Annotated in this window: 13 protein-coding genes; 5 read left to right on the top strand and 8 right to left on the bottom strand. The window is 66.0% G+C overall.

Annotation, left to right across the window (positions count from 1 at the left end; all coding sequences use genetic code 11):
• Positions 1-3 precede the first annotated feature (3 nt).
• Entirely contained in the window at positions 4-1050 is a 1047-nt protein-coding gene (locus ACLIJ1_RS02170; protein ID WP_411363835.1) for an amidohydrolase family protein, read from the bottom strand.
• Positions 1051-1255: 205 nt separating this feature from the next.
• On the opposite strand from ACLIJ1_RS02170, the gene ACLIJ1_RS02165 reads away from it, so the two are divergent.
• From ACLIJ1_RS02165 to ACLIJ1_RS02155, 3 genes are all read left to right on the top strand, one after another.
• The gene (locus tag ACLIJ1_RS02165; protein ID WP_411363834.1) at positions 1256-2254 is read left to right on the top strand and encodes a Bug family tripartite tricarboxylate transporter substrate binding protein; all 999 of its coding nucleotides are present in this window, start codon (positions 1256-1258) and stop codon (positions 2252-2254) included.
• Between the two features lie 74 nt (positions 2255-2328).
• Positions 2329-3231, top strand: coding sequence for a LysR substrate-binding domain-containing protein (locus tag ACLIJ1_RS02160; protein ID WP_411363833.1), 903 nt, complete (start codon positions 2329-2331; stop codon positions 3229-3231).
• A gap of 58 nt (positions 3232-3289) precedes the next feature.
• A complete protein-coding gene (locus tag ACLIJ1_RS02155; protein ID WP_411363832.1) occupies positions 3290-4072 on the top strand; it encodes a YybH family protein in 783 nt (260 codons plus the stop codon).
• Between the two features lie 24 nt (positions 4073-4096).
• On the opposite strand, the gene ACLIJ1_RS02150 is transcribed toward ACLIJ1_RS02155, so the two are convergent.
• The 7 genes from ACLIJ1_RS02150 to ACLIJ1_RS02120 form a co-directional block, all read right to left on the bottom strand.
• A complete protein-coding gene (locus ACLIJ1_RS02150) occupies positions 4097-5053 on the bottom strand; it encodes an AEC family transporter (protein WP_411363831.1) in 957 nt (318 codons plus the stop codon).
• Between the two features lie 14 nt (positions 5054-5067).
• On the bottom strand, positions 5068-5976 hold the full coding sequence (locus ACLIJ1_RS02145) for a DUF1932 domain-containing protein (RefSeq protein WP_411363830.1): 909 nt from the start codon (positions 5974-5976) through the stop codon (positions 5068-5070).
• Positions 5977-5988: 12 nt separating this feature from the next.
• Complete coding sequence (locus ACLIJ1_RS02140) at positions 5989-6918, bottom strand: Bug family tripartite tricarboxylate transporter substrate binding protein (RefSeq protein WP_411364768.1); 930 nt, start codon at positions 6916-6918, stop codon at positions 5989-5991.
• Positions 6919-7105: 187 nt separating this feature from the next.
• Positions 7106-8431, bottom strand: coding sequence for a TRAP transporter large permease (locus ACLIJ1_RS02135; protein WP_411363829.1), 1326 nt, complete (start codon positions 8429-8431; stop codon positions 7106-7108).
• Positions 8428-8904: a TRAP transporter small permease gene (locus tag ACLIJ1_RS02130; protein ID WP_411363828.1), complete on the bottom strand. Its 477-nt coding sequence runs from the start codon at positions 8902-8904 to the stop codon at positions 8428-8430. Before ACLIJ1_RS02130 ends, ACLIJ1_RS02135 begins: the two co-directional genes overlap by 4 nt.
• A 122-nt stretch (positions 8905-9026) precedes the next feature.
• Positions 9027-10064: a TRAP transporter substrate-binding protein gene (locus ACLIJ1_RS02125; RefSeq protein WP_411363827.1), complete on the bottom strand. Its 1038-nt coding sequence runs from the start codon at positions 10062-10064 to the stop codon at positions 9027-9029.
• 167 nt (positions 10065-10231) lie between these two features.
• Positions 10232-11095, bottom strand: coding sequence for an amidohydrolase family protein (locus tag ACLIJ1_RS02120; protein ID WP_411363826.1), 864 nt, complete (start codon positions 11093-11095; stop codon positions 10232-10234).
• A gap of 126 nt (positions 11096-11221) precedes the next feature.
• Here ACLIJ1_RS02120 and ACLIJ1_RS02115 point away from each other — a divergent pair, with 126 nt between their 5' ends.
• Together ACLIJ1_RS02115 and ACLIJ1_RS02110 are read left to right on the top strand one after the other, a co-directional pair.
• Positions 11222-12010, top strand: coding sequence for a crotonase/enoyl-CoA hydratase family protein (locus tag ACLIJ1_RS02115; protein ID WP_411363825.1), 789 nt, complete (start codon positions 11222-11224; stop codon positions 12008-12010).
• A 108-nt stretch (positions 12011-12118) separates the two neighbouring features.
• Entirely contained in the window at positions 12119-13975 is a 1857-nt protein-coding gene (locus ACLIJ1_RS02110) for a feruloyl-CoA synthase (RefSeq protein WP_411363824.1), read from the top strand.

Here is a 13975-nt window from a genome sequence, read left to right as displayed (position 1 = left end):
GGGTTACTTGCCTGCGGCCTTGAGGCGGGCGTCCAGGCGCGGGAACACGCGGCGCGCGTTGCCTTCATAGACCTGGTAGCGCTGCTCGTCGCTGAGGTTGCCGGTGGCCTGTACGTAGCGCTTGGTGTCGTCGTAGTAGTTGCCGGTCTCGGGGTCGATGCCGCGCACGGCGCCGATCATTTCCGAGGCGAACAGGATGTTGCCCACCGGGATCACCTTGGTCAGCAGGTCGATGCCCGGCTGGTGGTAGACGCAAGTGTCGAAGAACACGTTGTTGAGCAGGTGGTCCTTGAGCAGGGGCTTCTTCATTTCCTGCGCCAGGCCACGGAAGCGGCCCCAGTGGTAAGGCACCGCGCCGCCGCCGTGCGGGATCACGAATTTCAGCGTCGGGAAGTCCTTGAACAGGTCGCCCTGGATCAGCTGCATGAAGGCCGTGGTGTCGGCATTCAGGTAGTGCGCGCCGGTGGTGTGGAAGCAGGCGTTGCAGCTGGTGCTGACGTGGATCATGGCGGGGATGTCGTACTCGACCATCTTCTCGTAGATGGGGTACCAGGACTTGTCGGTCAGCGGCGGGCTGGTCCAGTGGCCGCCCGACGGATCGGGGTTCAGGTTCAGGCCGACGTTGCCGTACTGCTCCACGCACTTGACCAGTTCGGGAATGCAGGTCGCGGGGTCCACGCCGGGGCTCTGCGGCAGCATGGCCGCCGGCACGAAGTGGTCGGGGAACAGCTGGCTGACGCGGTAGCAGAGTTCGTTGCAGATCGCAGCCCAGGTGGACGACACATTGAAGTCGCCGATGTGGTGGGCCATGAAGCTGGCGCGTGGGCTGAAGATGGTGATGTCCGAACCGCGCTCTTTCATCAGCTTGAGCTGGTTGGTCTCGATGGACTCGCGCAGTTCGTCGTCGCTGATCTGGAGGTCGGCGACCTTCGGCATGGCGGCCGGGTCCTTGATGCCGGCGATCTGCGCGTTGCGCCAGTTCTCCAGCGCCTTCGGGGCCGTGGTGTAGTGGCCGTGGCAGTCAATGATGAGAGGCTTCTGCAGGGACATGTCCGGTCTCCGTTCTGTGGGATGACCGGGATTCTGGGCACCACTCCAGCCAGAGACAAGTGTGATAGCCCTCTACCAGATATCGCAAAAACTCATGAACACAACAATCCATGCCGGGCTGTGATCGCTGAGAGATGCCCGCGCGACTGACCAGCCGTTGCTGGCACTGATAGATTGGCCGCACAACACCCACGAGGAGACACGCATGAACAACACCTTGCCTCGCCGGCGCCTGGGTCAGCGGATAGGCGTGGGCGCCCTGGCGCTGCTGGCCGTCCTGCCACTGGCCGCCTGGTCACAGACCTACCCCAGCCGCCCCATCCGGCTGGTGGTGCCATTCACGCCGGGCGGGAGCACCGACATCCTGGCGCGCGCCATCGGCCAGGAGCTGGGCAAAGCCTGGAACGCGACCGTGGTGATCGACAACGTGCCCGGGGCGGGCGGCGCGATCGGCGCCGAGAAAGTGGCCCGGGCCGCGCCCGACGGCTACACCCTGCTGATGGGCCACATCGGCACGCTGGCGGTCAACCCCAGCCTCTACACCAAGCTGCCCTACAGCCCGCTCAAGGACTTCGCGCCCGTGGCCTGGGTCGCCAACGTGCCCAACGTGCTGGTGCTGCACCCGTCGACGCCGGCGGGCACGATGAAGGACTTCGTCGCCTACGCGAAGTCCAATCCCGGACGGCTCAACTACGGCTCCGGCGGCAATGGCAGCGCGGCCAACCTGGCGACCGAATACCTCAAGCTGCGCGCCAACATCTCGCTGGTGCACATCCCCTACCGCGGCACAGCGCCAGCCGTGACCGACCTGGTGGCCGGCCAGACGCAGGTGCTGTTCACCGGCGTGCCCGCCGTGATCGGCCAGATCCGCAGCGGCCAGCTCAAGGCGCTAGCCGTGTCGGGCAAGCAGCGCGTCGATGCCCTGCCCGAGGTGCCGACGGTCAACGAGGCGCTGGGCCTCAAGGACTTCGAGGCCGACCAGTGGTACGGCGTGGTCGCTCCGACCGGCACGCCGGCCGACATCGTGGCCCGCCTCAATCAGGCCATCAACGCCGCGCTCAACTCGGCCGAGCTCAAGAAGCGCCTCAATGCCGAAGGCGCGGTCGCCAACCCGACCAGCCCGGAAGCCTTTGGCAAGTACATCGCGGCAGAAATCGAGCGCTGGCGGCCGGTCATCACCTCGGGCCGGGTGAAGGCAGACTGAAACCGACCAAATCCGGATATCCCGGATCGAGCTATCGCAGAGTGGAATAATCAGGTCTCCTCACCGGGACCTGCATGGACCTCAAGCAACTCGAATACTTCGTGCGCGTGGCGGAGCTGGGCAGCTTCACCAAGGCCGCGCTCGCGCTGGACGTGGCCCAGCCAGCGCTGTCGCGCCAGGTCCGCCTGCTCGAAGTGGAGCTGCGCCAGAACCTGCTGATCCGCAACGGCCGCGGCGCCACGCCCACCGAAGCCGGCAAGCTGCTGCTCGAACACGGACGCGGCATCCTGCACCAGGTCGAGCGCGCGCGCGAAGAGCTGGGTCGGGTGCGCGGTGCGCTGGCCGGCCGTGTGGCCATCGGCCTGCCCCCCAGTCTGTCCAGGGTAATGGCGGTGCCGCTGACACGTGCCTTCCGGGCGCAGCTGCCCGAGGCCAGCCTATCCATCAGCGAAGGCCTGTCGGCCACCATGCAGGAATGGCTGCACACCGGCCGGCTGGACATCGCCGTGCTCTACAACGCGACGCCAGCGCCCGACATCGAGATCACACCGCTGATGGAGGAAGAACTGGTGCTGGTTCAGCCCCGCCCGCCGGGCCTGGCGGAAGATCCGCCGCCGTCGCCGATTCCGCTGGCCGAGGTGGCGACCTTGCCGCTGGTGATCCCGAGCCGGCCCAATGCGATCCGCATGCATGTCGAGGCCGAAATGGCCGCCATCGGCTGCCGTCCAGCCGTCGGGCTGGAAATCGATGGCGTGTCGGCGATCCTCGACCTGGTCGCCGATGGTGCCGGCTCGGCGCTGCTCTCGCGCCACGCGGTCGCCTCGTCGATCCGGCCCTCGGCCTACCGCATGCGCCCGGTCGAACCGCGCCTGCGCACCCGCGTGAGTCTGGCGACCAGCTCGCAGCGGCCAGCCACACTGACCCAGCGCACGGCGCTCGGCCTCATTGCCGAGGTCTGCAGTGCCCTGGGGCTCTGAAGGAGCTGCTGCATAAAATGCAGCACTTTTCCAAGACGATGCGCCCTTCCCAAGCACCATGTTCACCCTGATTGCCGCCTTCGGAGCGACCTTCGGTGCGATGGCCCTGATGCTGTCCATCGCCGGACGGCTGTCGGCCGAAACGCTCGCCGTGGCCCTGCTGATCCTGGTGCTGGGGTTCATCGTCGTGCTGTTTTCGGCCGACAGCCTGCGCGCGCGCCCGGTCGGTGGCGCCAGCGGTTTCCAGCTGTTCACCCGCCACCAGGCACGCCGCTGGCCGCTGCCCGTGGTGCTGGTGTGTTCGCTGCTGGCGGTGGCCTATGTCGCCTTCCGGCCCCTGACGTCGACGCACGTGACCAATCCGCAGCCCTCTGGTGTGGCGACCGATGTGGTGAGCCCTCCCACCACCCCGAGCTCACCAGTCACTTCTGCACCTCCAGCCACGCCGGCGAACCCTGCACCGCCCCCAGCCGCGCCGCCAGCCGACGATTCCAGACAGGAGGTCACGGCCGCTGTCGAAGCCTGGCGCAGCGCATGGGCCGCGCGCGACGTGCAGCGCTACCTTGCCGCTTACGCTGCCGACTTCCGTCCCGCGGAAGGGACTTCCCACGAAGCCTGGGTATCGCAGCGCAAAGACCGGTTGCGCAATGCCCGCGGTCTGCGGGTGCTGGTCGAACAACTGGAAATTGGCATCGACGGGGACCGCGCCACCGTGCGTTTCCTGCAGCGCTACCGCGCCGGATCGCTGGACGACCGGGTGCGCAAGCGCCTGGTCTTCGTGCGCGGCGCCGATGGCTGGAAGATCAGCGAAGAAACCGTCGAGGCCCCCGGGAAGCCCTGATCCGGCGCCGAAAGAAGCCCAAGCTCAGGCCAGCCAGCCCGCGCTGTGGCGCAACACCCAGAGCAGCCCACTGAGGGTGAAGAACGAGGCCATCGTGCCCACCAGCAGGGCCGCGGATGCCAGTCCCTCGTGGCCCTGGCGCTGGGCCAGGATGGTGTAGATGCCCATGGTGGGCATGGCGCCGGTCAGCAGCAGTGCGACCTTCAGCGGCGTGTCGTCGATCGGCACCAGCCAGGTCATCACCGCCAGCATGCACAGCGGGTGCAGCACCAGCTTGCCGATGTCGATCTGCGCCACCGCCGATTTCAGGCCATGCAACTGCAGCCCGACCAGGCTGCCACCGATCACGAACAGCGAGAGCGCGCTGCTGGCATGGGCGAACAGGGTCACGGTGCGCGACACCGGCGAGGGCATGTGCAACCCCAGCGCCGACACCATGAAGCCGGCGACGATGGCGATGATCAGCGGGTTGCGCACCAGCCCCTGCAGGGTCTGCACGATCAGCTTGTGCCAGTGGCCCGGTTCGTGTCGGTCCAGGTCGGCCAGCGCCAGCAGGACCGGTATCACGACCAGGTTCTCGACCACCATGTTCAGCGCCAGCGCCACGCCCGCGACCGGTGCACCCAGCGTCAGCAGCAGCACCGGATACCCGACGTAGCCGCTGTTGGGACAGGACATGCCCATGGCCATGATGGCCGACCGGCTCATGCTCTCGCCGCGCAGTTTGTGAAACCAGAAGGTGGCAGCGCTCAGCAGGAACAGGCTGCCCAGCGCATAGGCCAGCAGATAGCGGCCGTTGAAGATCTCGCCGACGCTGCGCTGCGACAGCGCATTGAACAGCAACGCGGGCAGCGCAAGGTTGATCACGAACTTGCCGAACACGCGCATGTCGCCGCGCTCGAACAGGCCACGCCGGGTCGCCAGGTAGCCCAGGGCAATGCAGAGGTAGATCGGGCCGGTGATGGCCAGGATGTCGAACATGGGCGCTGTCGGTGTCAGTCGTCGTTGGCGGCCGGTCCACGGGCCGCCAGCAGCCGGTCGGCGTAGCCCTGCCAGGAAGGGTTCTGGCCCAGTCCGGTGAAGTGTCCGGCGCGGGCCTGCGCGGCCATCCAGTCGTGCTTCTGCGCAATCGCGGCGGCCATGAAGGGTTCTAAGCCTGCCTCGCGCACGGTGTTGGCCACTTCGCGCATCTCTTCGGCGCGGCGCTTGCCGTGCTGCGCGACGCGGCTGAAGAAATAGGCACCCTGCTTCGTCCAGTCGATGCCGGGGAAGGTCTCCTGCAGCGTTGCGACCATGGCGTCTTCCACGCCGTAGTGCCGCGCGGTCGTGTAGCTCTCCAGCACCAGCGCCTCCAGCCCCTTGATCATCACGCTGCGGCACATCTTGGTGGCCGAGGCGATGCCGAGCTGTTCGCTCGCGACCTTGGCGTCCATGCCCAGCGCCGCCAGCACCGGCTGCAGCCGCACGGCATGCGCGCCGCCGATCAGCATGGGCACGCGGATGCCATAGGGCGGCACCGAGGTCATCACGCCGGCCTCGACGTAGTGCGCGCCAGCCGCATCGATCAGCGCGGCGGCTTTCTGCTTGGTGCCTGGTGAGGCGGAGTTCAGGTCGAGGAACACGCTGCCCGGCCGGATGTGCGGCGCCGCCGCTTCGGCGACCGCCAGCGTATTGCTGGCCGTCACCGCCGAAATCACGAGATTCGCCTGCGCGCACAACGCCGCAGCACCGTCGCACGCCACGACACCAGCCGCGGCAGCATGGGCGAGCGCCTCGTCACGCAGCGACGGATCGGCGAACTTCAGATCCCAGGCGCCGGTCCAGGCTGCCTTCTCCATCAGGCCGGCGGTGAATGTCCGGCCCACCTCGCCGTAGCCGATCAGGCCGATGCGCAGTTCATCCATGCCGCACCCCGCTCACTGTTTGGGAATGCCTGCTTTTTCGATCACCGCGCCCCAGCGCTTGATGTCGGCGGCCAGCAGCTGCATGGCTTCGTCGGGTGTGCTGTTGTCGGCATCGATGTTGAGGTCTGCAAGCTTCTTCTTCACCTCCGGCTTGGCGAGTGCGGCGACGATGTCCTTGTTGAGCCGGTCGATCACGGCACGCGGTGTCTTGCCCGGCACCGCGAGCGCGTTCCACGACGAGGCCTGGAAGCCCTTGACACCCGCCTCTACCGCGGTCGGCACGTCCGGCAACATGCTCGAACGTTTCTTGCCAGTCACGGCCAGCGCGCGGAAGGCACCACCCTTGATCTGAGTGAGCGCGGGGCCGAGGATCTCGACACCCACGTCCACCTGCTTGCCGCGCAGCGCGCCGATCAGCTCCGGCGTGGCCTTGAAGGGCACGATCTGCGCGTCGATGTCGGCACTGGACTTGAACAGCTCGGCCGCCAGGTTCTGCGTGCTGCCGATGTTGATGCTGCCGATGTTGAGCTTGTTGGGGTTGGACTTCGCAAACGCCACCAGCTCGCCCAGCGTCTTGTAGGGCGAGTCGGCCGGCACCAGCACGGCGAGGTCAAACGTCCCGAGCGTCGACACCGGTGCCAGGTCCTTGAGCGTGTCATACGGCAGGCTCTTGAACAGGCTGGCGGTCACGGCGGTACCGTTGGACATCAGGAACAGCGTGTGGCCATCGGGCTCGGCACGCGCCACGGTCTCGGCCGCCACCACGCCACCAGCGCCCGGCTTGTTCTCGATGGTGACCGGCTGCCCCAGCGACTGACTCAGTTCGGCACCGACGATGCGGGCCGTGAGGTCGCCCGCACCACCGGCCGCAAAGGGCACCACGATGCGCAGGGGCTTGCTCGGGAAGCTCTGGGCCGAAGCCAGGCCCGACAAGCCCAGCATCGTCAGGGCAATACCGGCCGACAGCAGGGCGCGGCGGAAACGGGACGGATGCGGTGCCATGGAATGTCTCCTCGGTTTTTGTGGTGCACGGACGACGACTGTAGTGAACAGAAAAAGGGCCTGCAATCGCTCGCAGGCCCTTTCAGATATGCCCGAAAGTGATGGATGCCGGGCGGCTGGTCGCGGACTAGTTTCCGACGAACTGGACCAACCAGAGCGAAATCGACGGGAACAGTAGCAACAGCGTGGTGCGGACGACGTCGCTCATCAGGAACGGCATCACACCCTTGTAGCTCTCGCTGATCGGCACGTCCTTGGCCATGCCGTTGACCACGTAGACGTTCAGCCCCACCGGCGGCGCCAGCAGACCGAAGCCCACCGTCATCAGCACCATGATGCCGAACCAGATGGCGGTCATTTCCTTGGTCATGCCGAAGTCCATGCCCATGATCATCGGGAAGAAGATCGGGATGGTCAGCAGGATCATGGACAGCTCGTCCATCACCGCGCCCAGCACCACGTAGAACAGCAGGATCGCCGTCACGACCATGAGGGGCGACAGGCCCCAGCCATTGACGACCTCGGCCAGCATGGCGGGCACCTGGGTCAGCGCCAGCGACGAGTTCATCAGGTCGGCGCCGATGAAGATCATGAAGATCATGGCGCTGGCTTCGGCGGTCGAGAAGAAACACTGCTTGACCTTGGCCCAGGTCAGTTCGCGCTTGAGCAGGGCCGCAACGAAGGTCGCTGCCGCACCGACGCCCGCACCTTCGGTGGGGGTGAACAGGCCGCCATAGATGCCGCCAAACACGATGGCAAACACGACCGCGATCGGTGCCACGCCGAGCGCCATCTTGGCGCTGAGCTTGGGCTGGCTTTCGTCGTCGTGGTCGGGCGCCTGGCCAGGCACCACGCGCACGTAGATCGCGATCGCGATGAGGTAGCCGGTCATGGCAATGACACCGGGCACCATCGCGGCGGCGAACAGCTTGGCGATGTTCTGCTCGGTCAGGATGGCGTAGATCACCAGCGGCACCGATGGCGGAATCAGGATGCCCAGCGTGCCCCCGGCGGCCAGCGTACCGGTCGAGAGGCGGCCTGAGTAGCCGTGGCGCTTCATCTCGGGCAACGCCACCGAGGTGATCGTCGCAGCCGTGGCCACCGACGAACCGCAAATCGCACCGAACGCCGCGCTGGCCACCACGGCGGCCATCGCCAGGCCACCCTTGAAGCGACCCATGAGCGCGGCCGCCACTTCGAACAAGGCCTTGGAAATGCCACCCTGCGTGGCGAAGTTGCCCATCAGGATGAACAGCGGAATCACCGACAGGTCGTAGCTCGCGAAGCGGGCATAGACCATGCCGTTGAGGTTGTTGGAGAACGGCAGCCAGCCCACCTGGGTCAGATAGCCGAACACGCCGGCCGCGAACATCGAGACGGCAATCGGCACCCGCAGGGCCATCAGGACCAGCATGACGCCGAAGATGGCGCCCGCCATGGAAATCGAACTCATTGCGCTTGCTCCTCGAAGTCGCCGATGAAGGCCTGGTACAAGGCAATGAGACCGGTCAGGCAGAGGGGGGGAACGATCGAGGTGTAGGCGATCCACTCGGGAAAGCCCAGCATCATGGTCGTGGTCTGGGAACTGTAGGCATTCATGGCGCCGACGCCCGTGCGCCAGGCCAGCAGGATCATCATGCCGGCCATCACCAGGGCACCGAAGCGGTCCAGCTGGCCGTTGATGCGCTCGGGCACCTTGGCGGTGAAGAAGTCCACGATGATGTTGCCGCGCCGGAGCTGGCACCAGGGCATGAACAGCGCCACCGCCGCACCGGCGGTCACCGCCGTCAGCTCGTAGTCGCCGAGCAAGGTGGCGCCGGTGGTGTTGCGGCCGATCAGGCTGGCACAGGTCACCAGCGTGATGGCGGTCATCAGCACACCCGCCAGGATGGCACAAAGCCGTGCCAGGGCAGAGAGGATTTTCAAACGATCACCTTGAGGGGTATTGGAGCGAAACGGGGCGGACTATAGCCGGAAGTTACGGATTGTGAAACCCGTTCAACCCATCGAAATCCCGGAGAGGTTCCGGCGACAGGTCCGCCGCCGGATCACTTGTTGTACTTCGCGATCAGGGCACGGGCTTCGGACGCGAGTTTGGCACCATCGATGCCCTTGGCCTTGACTTCGTTGACCCAGTCGGTCTCGACCGTCGAGGCCGTGCGGCGCCAGCGCTGCACTTCCGCCAGTTCCAGTTCGGTGATCTTGTTGCCCGCCTTGGTGGCGATTTCGCGGCCGGCCTTGTCGCCGTCGTCCATGGCTTTGCCGAACATGGCGGCAGCCACCTGGCCGGAGTTGTTGTCGATCACCTTCTTGAGATCGGGCGGCAGCTTGTCGTAGGAGGCCTTGTTCATCGAGAACGCGAAGGTCTGGGTGTACAGGCCTTCCTTGCCGGCGAAGGTGGTGTGGTTCTTCACCAGCTCATGCACCTTCAGCGAAGGCACCACTTCCCAGGGAATGGTCGTGCCGTCGATCGTGCCCTTGGACAGCGCGTCGGTCACCGCCGGCACCGGCATGCCCACTGGCGTCGCGCCCAGCTTGGTCAGCATGTTGTTGATGATGCGCGAGCCGCCGCGGATCTTCATGCCGCGCAGGCTTTCCAGACCAACCACGGGCTGCTTGGTGTGGAACAGGCCGGGGCCGTGGGTGTGCACGGCGATCAGCTTGACGTCCTTGAACTCGTCGGCCGCGAACTTCTCGACATATTCCTGCAGCGCCTTGGACGACGACTCGCCCGAGCTGCTCATGAACGGCAGCTCGAACACTTCGGTCTTGGGGAAACGGCCGGGTGTATAGCCCAGCACCGTCCAGGTGATGTCGACCACGCCGTCCTTGGCCTGGTCGAACAGCTGCGGAGGCGCGCCACCCAGCTGCATGGCGTTGAAGATCTGGACCTTGATCTTGCCCCCCGATTCGGCTTCGACTTTCTGCGCCCAGGGCACGATGGCGCGGGCGGGGATGGTGGCCTGTGCCGGCAGCATCTGGTGCAGGCGCAGCGTGACAGTCTGGGCCTGGGCAGGCACGGCCGCCAGGGCGGACAGGGCAGCCAGTGTGGCAAGCAGACTGCGGCGAACGGAACGGTAGGTCATGGAGGTCTCCTTCAGGTGTTCAACACGGTATTGCCCGGACGGGGCATGGACCACAAGTGAGTGCAGTGCGACTGTCCGGGCTTCTTCCCTTTTTGAAAAGCGGCATTACCCACATTCAGCTATGCAAGTCTGCTCTGTCGGTATTTACCCTAAGTGCAACAGAACGGTCAGGCAAGGCCCAGCAGGCGCACGGCATTGCCCTTGAGGATGCCGGGCATGACTTCGGGCTTGAACCCGGCAACCTCGAAGTCCTTCATCCAGCGCTCGGGCGTGATCAGCGGGTAGTCGCTGCCGAACAGGATGCGGTCCTTGAGCAGCGTGTTGGCGTACTGCACCAGCTGCTTGGGGAAGTACTTCGGGCTCCAGCCCGAGAGGTCGATCCAGACGTTGGGCTTGTGCGTGGCGACCGACAGCGCCTCGTCCTGCCAGGGGAAGCTGGGGTGGGCCATGACGATCTGCATGTCGGGGAAATCGATCGCCACGTCGTCCAGGTGCATGGGGTTGCTGTACTCCAGCCGCAGGCCGCCACCGCAGCGCATGCCGCTGCCGATGCCGCTGTGGCCGGTGTGGAAGATCGCCGGCATCTTGTGCGCGTTGATCACCTCATAGATCGGCCAGGCCATCTTGTCGTAGGGGTGATAGCCCTGCACCGTCGGGTGGAACTTGAAGCCCCTGATGCCCTCTTCCTTGATCAGGCGCTCGGCTTCGCGCGCGCCCATCTTTCCCTTGTGCGGGTCGATGCTGGCGAACGCCATCATCATGTCGCTGTTCTCGCGCGCCGCCTTGGCAATCTCCTCGTTGGGAATGCGGCGGCGGCCCAGCTTGGACTCGCTGTCGACGGTGAACATCACCAGACCGATCTTGCGTTCGCGGTAGTAGGCGACGGTCTCTTCGATGGTCGGGCGGCGGTTGCTGCCGAAGTACTTGTCGGCGGCGCGGTCGTACTCTTCGCCATAGTTGTCGAACGGGTTCCAGCAGCTCACTTCGGCGTGGGTGTGGATGTCGATGGCGATCAGGTTCTGGTGGTCCATGGTGTCTCCTGACAAGGGTCGGTACTAGGGGTAAATCCGGGGGTATCCGGGCCGGGTTTCGCTTGATTTGGTTATTGTTTATAACAATAATTCGAACACCCAACAAGCACGAAAACCCGCACCACCATGACCACCCAGCACCCCGATCTGAGCGTCCGCCTGCACGGCGAACAACAGGAAGTCGCGATCGTCACCCTGACCCGTCCGGCCAAGCGCAACGCGCTGAACGACGGCCTGATTCTCGCGATCCGCGACGCCTTCCAGAACCTGCCCGCCAGCGTGAAGGCGGCCGTCATCGACGGCGAAGGCGAACACTTCTGTGCCGGTCTCGACCTGTCGGAGCTGAGCGAACGCGACGCCGCCGAGGGCGTGTTCCATTCGCGCATGTGGCATGCCGCGCTGGACTGCGTCGAGAAGGGCACGGTGCCCGTGATCGCGGCGCTGCACGGCGCGGTGGTCGGCGGCGGCCTGGAGCTGGCCAGCGCCTGCCACATCCGCGTGGCCGACGAGTCGACCTTCTACGCCCTGCCCGAGGGAACGCGCGGCATCTTCGTCGGCGGCGGCGGCGCGGTGCGCGTGCCCAAGCTGATCGGCGCCGCGCGCATGACCGACATGATGCTCACCGGCCGCGTCTACAACGCTGCCGACGGCGAGCGCGTCGGCCTGGCGCAGTACCTGGTGCCCACCGGCACCGCGCGGGACAAGGCCATCGAGCTGGCCACGCGCATCGCCACCAACGCACGCATGACCAACTTCGCGCTGATGCACGCCCTGCCCCGTATTGCCGAACAACCCGCCGACCACGGCCTGTTCACCGAAGCCCTGATGGCCTCGATCGCGCAAAGCGCGCCAGAAGCCAAGGAGCGCGTGCGTGCGTTCCTGCAGGGCAAAGCTGCCAAGGTGCAGAAGGGGTGACCCCCGCGCCGCCTTCGACACCACCCCCTTGAAAAGGGGGCGATGCCAGAGGCCCGGCAAAGCCGGCTCCTCGGCATCCTTGGACAAAAGACACGATTGGAGACAAGCATGACCACAGCGAAATACCGCCCCCTGAAGTTCGGTGTCACCCGCGCCACGCTGCGCGACGGGGAGACCGGCGTGCACTACCTGCGCGCCGACCAGGAACTCGGACCGTTCCCCGAGCGACTGACCGACCGCCTGGTGCACTGGGCGAAAGAGCGCCCTGACCAGACCCTGTTTGCACGCCGCATGAAGAACGCCGACGGCAGCAGCGGCGACTGGAAGCACATCACGTTCGCACAGGCGCTGGATGCCGCGCGCCGCATCGGCCAGGGCCTGCTCAACCGCGGCCTGTCGGCCGAGCGCCCGGTGCTGATCCTCAGCGAAAACGACCTCGAACACGCCCTGCTCGCCCTGGGCTGCCTGTACGCCGGCGTCGCCTACTGCCCGACCTCGCCGGCCTACTCGCTGATCAGCCAGGACTTCGACAAGCTCAAGCACGTCATCAAGACGCTGACGCCCGGCATGGTGTTTGCCAGCGACGCGCTGCGCTACAGCCGCGCCATGCTCGCAACCGTCGCTGAAGATGTCGAGCTGGTCACCACGCACGGCACCATTCCCGGCCGGGACACCACTTCGTTCGGTGCCCTGATGGCGACCGAGCCGACCCCCGCTGTCGACGCCGCCATGGCCGCCACCGGCCCCGACACCATTGCCAAGTTCCTCTTCACCTCGGGTTCGACCAAGATGCCCAAGGCCGTGATCAACACGCAGCGCCTGTGGTGCGCCAACCAGGCGCAGATGACGGCCTCGATGCCGGTGCTGGCCGAGAAAGACCTGGTGCTGGTGGACTGGCTGCCCTGGAACCATACCTTCGGCGGCAACCACAACTTCGGCATGGTGATCTACCACGGCGGCACGCTCTACATCGACGACGGCAAGCCCACGCCGGCCCTGATGCACGAGACGCTGCGCAACCTGCGCGAAATCTCGCCCACGGTCTACTTCAACGTGCCGACCGGCTTCGAAGCGATCGCCAACGCGATGCAGACCGACGACCTGCTGCGCAAGACCCTGCTGGCCAAGGTCAACATGTTCTTCTACGCCGGCGCTGCCCTCGCACAGCCGATCTGGGACAGCCTGTTCGAGAGCCAGGAACGCGAAATTGGCGAACGCGTCGTGATGACCACCGGCCTGGGCATGACCGAGTCCGGGCCGTTCGGCATCTTCGTGACCAACCCGAACGTCAAGGCCGGCGACCTGGGCCTGCCGACACCCGGCCTGGAGCTCAAGCTGGTCGACATGCAGGGCAAGACCGAGGTCCGCTACAAGGGCCCGAACATCACGCCGGGCTACTGGCGCCAGTCTGACGAGACCGCCGACGCATTCGACGAAGAAGGCTTCTTCAAGACCGGCGACGCGGTCAAGTGGATCGACGAGACCGACGTGCACCAGGGCCTGAAGTTCGACGGCCGCATCGCCGAAGACTTCAAGCTCGCCACCGGCACTTTCGTGAGTGTCGGCCCGCTGCGCGGCAAGATCATCGCGGCCGGTGCGCCCTACATCCAGGACGTGGTGCTCACAGGCCTGAACATGAAGGAAGTCGGCGCCATGGTGTTCCCGACCGCGGCCGTGCGCCAGCTGGCCGGCCTGCCGGCCGACGCCTCGATGCACGATGTGCTCGACGCACCGGGCGTGCTGGCCCAGTTCCAGAAGATCGTGGACGAGCTCTCGCGCAACTCGACCGGCTCGGCCAACCGCATCGCCCGCCTCTGCCTGCTGGCCGATCCGCCGACCATCGACCGCGGCGAGATCACCGACAAGGGTTCGATCAACCAGCGCTCCGTGCTCTCGCACCGCGCCGACACGGTGGCCAAGTTGCACAGCGACGGGCTGCGGTTCATCATCAAGCCGACCGCCTGA

This window comes from Hydrogenophaga sp. RWCD_12, assembly GCF_046604225.1.
Lineage (GTDB): Bacteria > Pseudomonadota > Gammaproteobacteria > Burkholderiales > Burkholderiaceae_C > Hydrogenophaga.
This window is presented reverse-complemented; position numbering and strand designations above follow the sequence as displayed.

Coding starts and splice junctions, on each gene's coding strand:
- ACLIJ1_RS02170 (WP_411363835.1), bottom strand. CDS start 1,050: ATGTCCCTGCAGAAGCCTCTCATCATTGACTGCCACGGCCACTACACC.
- ACLIJ1_RS02165 (WP_411363834.1), top strand. CDS start 1,256: ATGAACAACACCTTGCCTCGCCGGCGCCTGGGTCAGCGGATAGGCGTG.
- ACLIJ1_RS02160 (WP_411363833.1), top strand. CDS start 2,329: ATGGACCTCAAGCAACTCGAATACTTCGTGCGCGTGGCGGAGCTGGGC.
- ACLIJ1_RS02155 (WP_411363832.1), top strand. CDS start 3,290: ATGTTCACCCTGATTGCCGCCTTCGGAGCGACCTTCGGTGCGATGGCC.
- ACLIJ1_RS02150 (WP_411363831.1), bottom strand. CDS start 5,053: ATGTTCGACATCCTGGCCATCACCGGCCCGATCTACCTCTGCATTGCC.
- ACLIJ1_RS02145 (WP_411363830.1), bottom strand. CDS start 5,976: ATGGATGAACTGCGCATCGGCCTGATCGGCTACGGCGAGGTGGGCCGG.
- ACLIJ1_RS02140 (WP_411364768.1), bottom strand. CDS start 6,918: ATGCTGGGCTTGTCGGGCCTGGCTTCGGCCCAGAGCTTCCCGAGCAAG.
- ACLIJ1_RS02135 (WP_411363829.1), bottom strand. CDS start 8,431: ATGAGTTCGATTTCCATGGCGGGCGCCATCTTCGGCGTCATGCTGGTC.
- ACLIJ1_RS02125 (WP_411363827.1), bottom strand. CDS start 10,064: ATGACCTACCGTTCCGTTCGCCGCAGTCTGCTTGCCACACTGGCTGCC.
- ACLIJ1_RS02120 (WP_411363826.1), bottom strand. CDS start 11,095: ATGGACCACCAGAACCTGATCGCCATCGACATCCACACCCACGCCGAA.
- ACLIJ1_RS02115 (WP_411363825.1), top strand. CDS start 11,222: ATGACCACCCAGCACCCCGATCTGAGCGTCCGCCTGCACGGCGAACAA.
- ACLIJ1_RS02110 (WP_411363824.1), top strand. CDS start 12,119: ATGACCACAGCGAAATACCGCCCCCTGAAGTTCGGTGTCACCCGCGCC.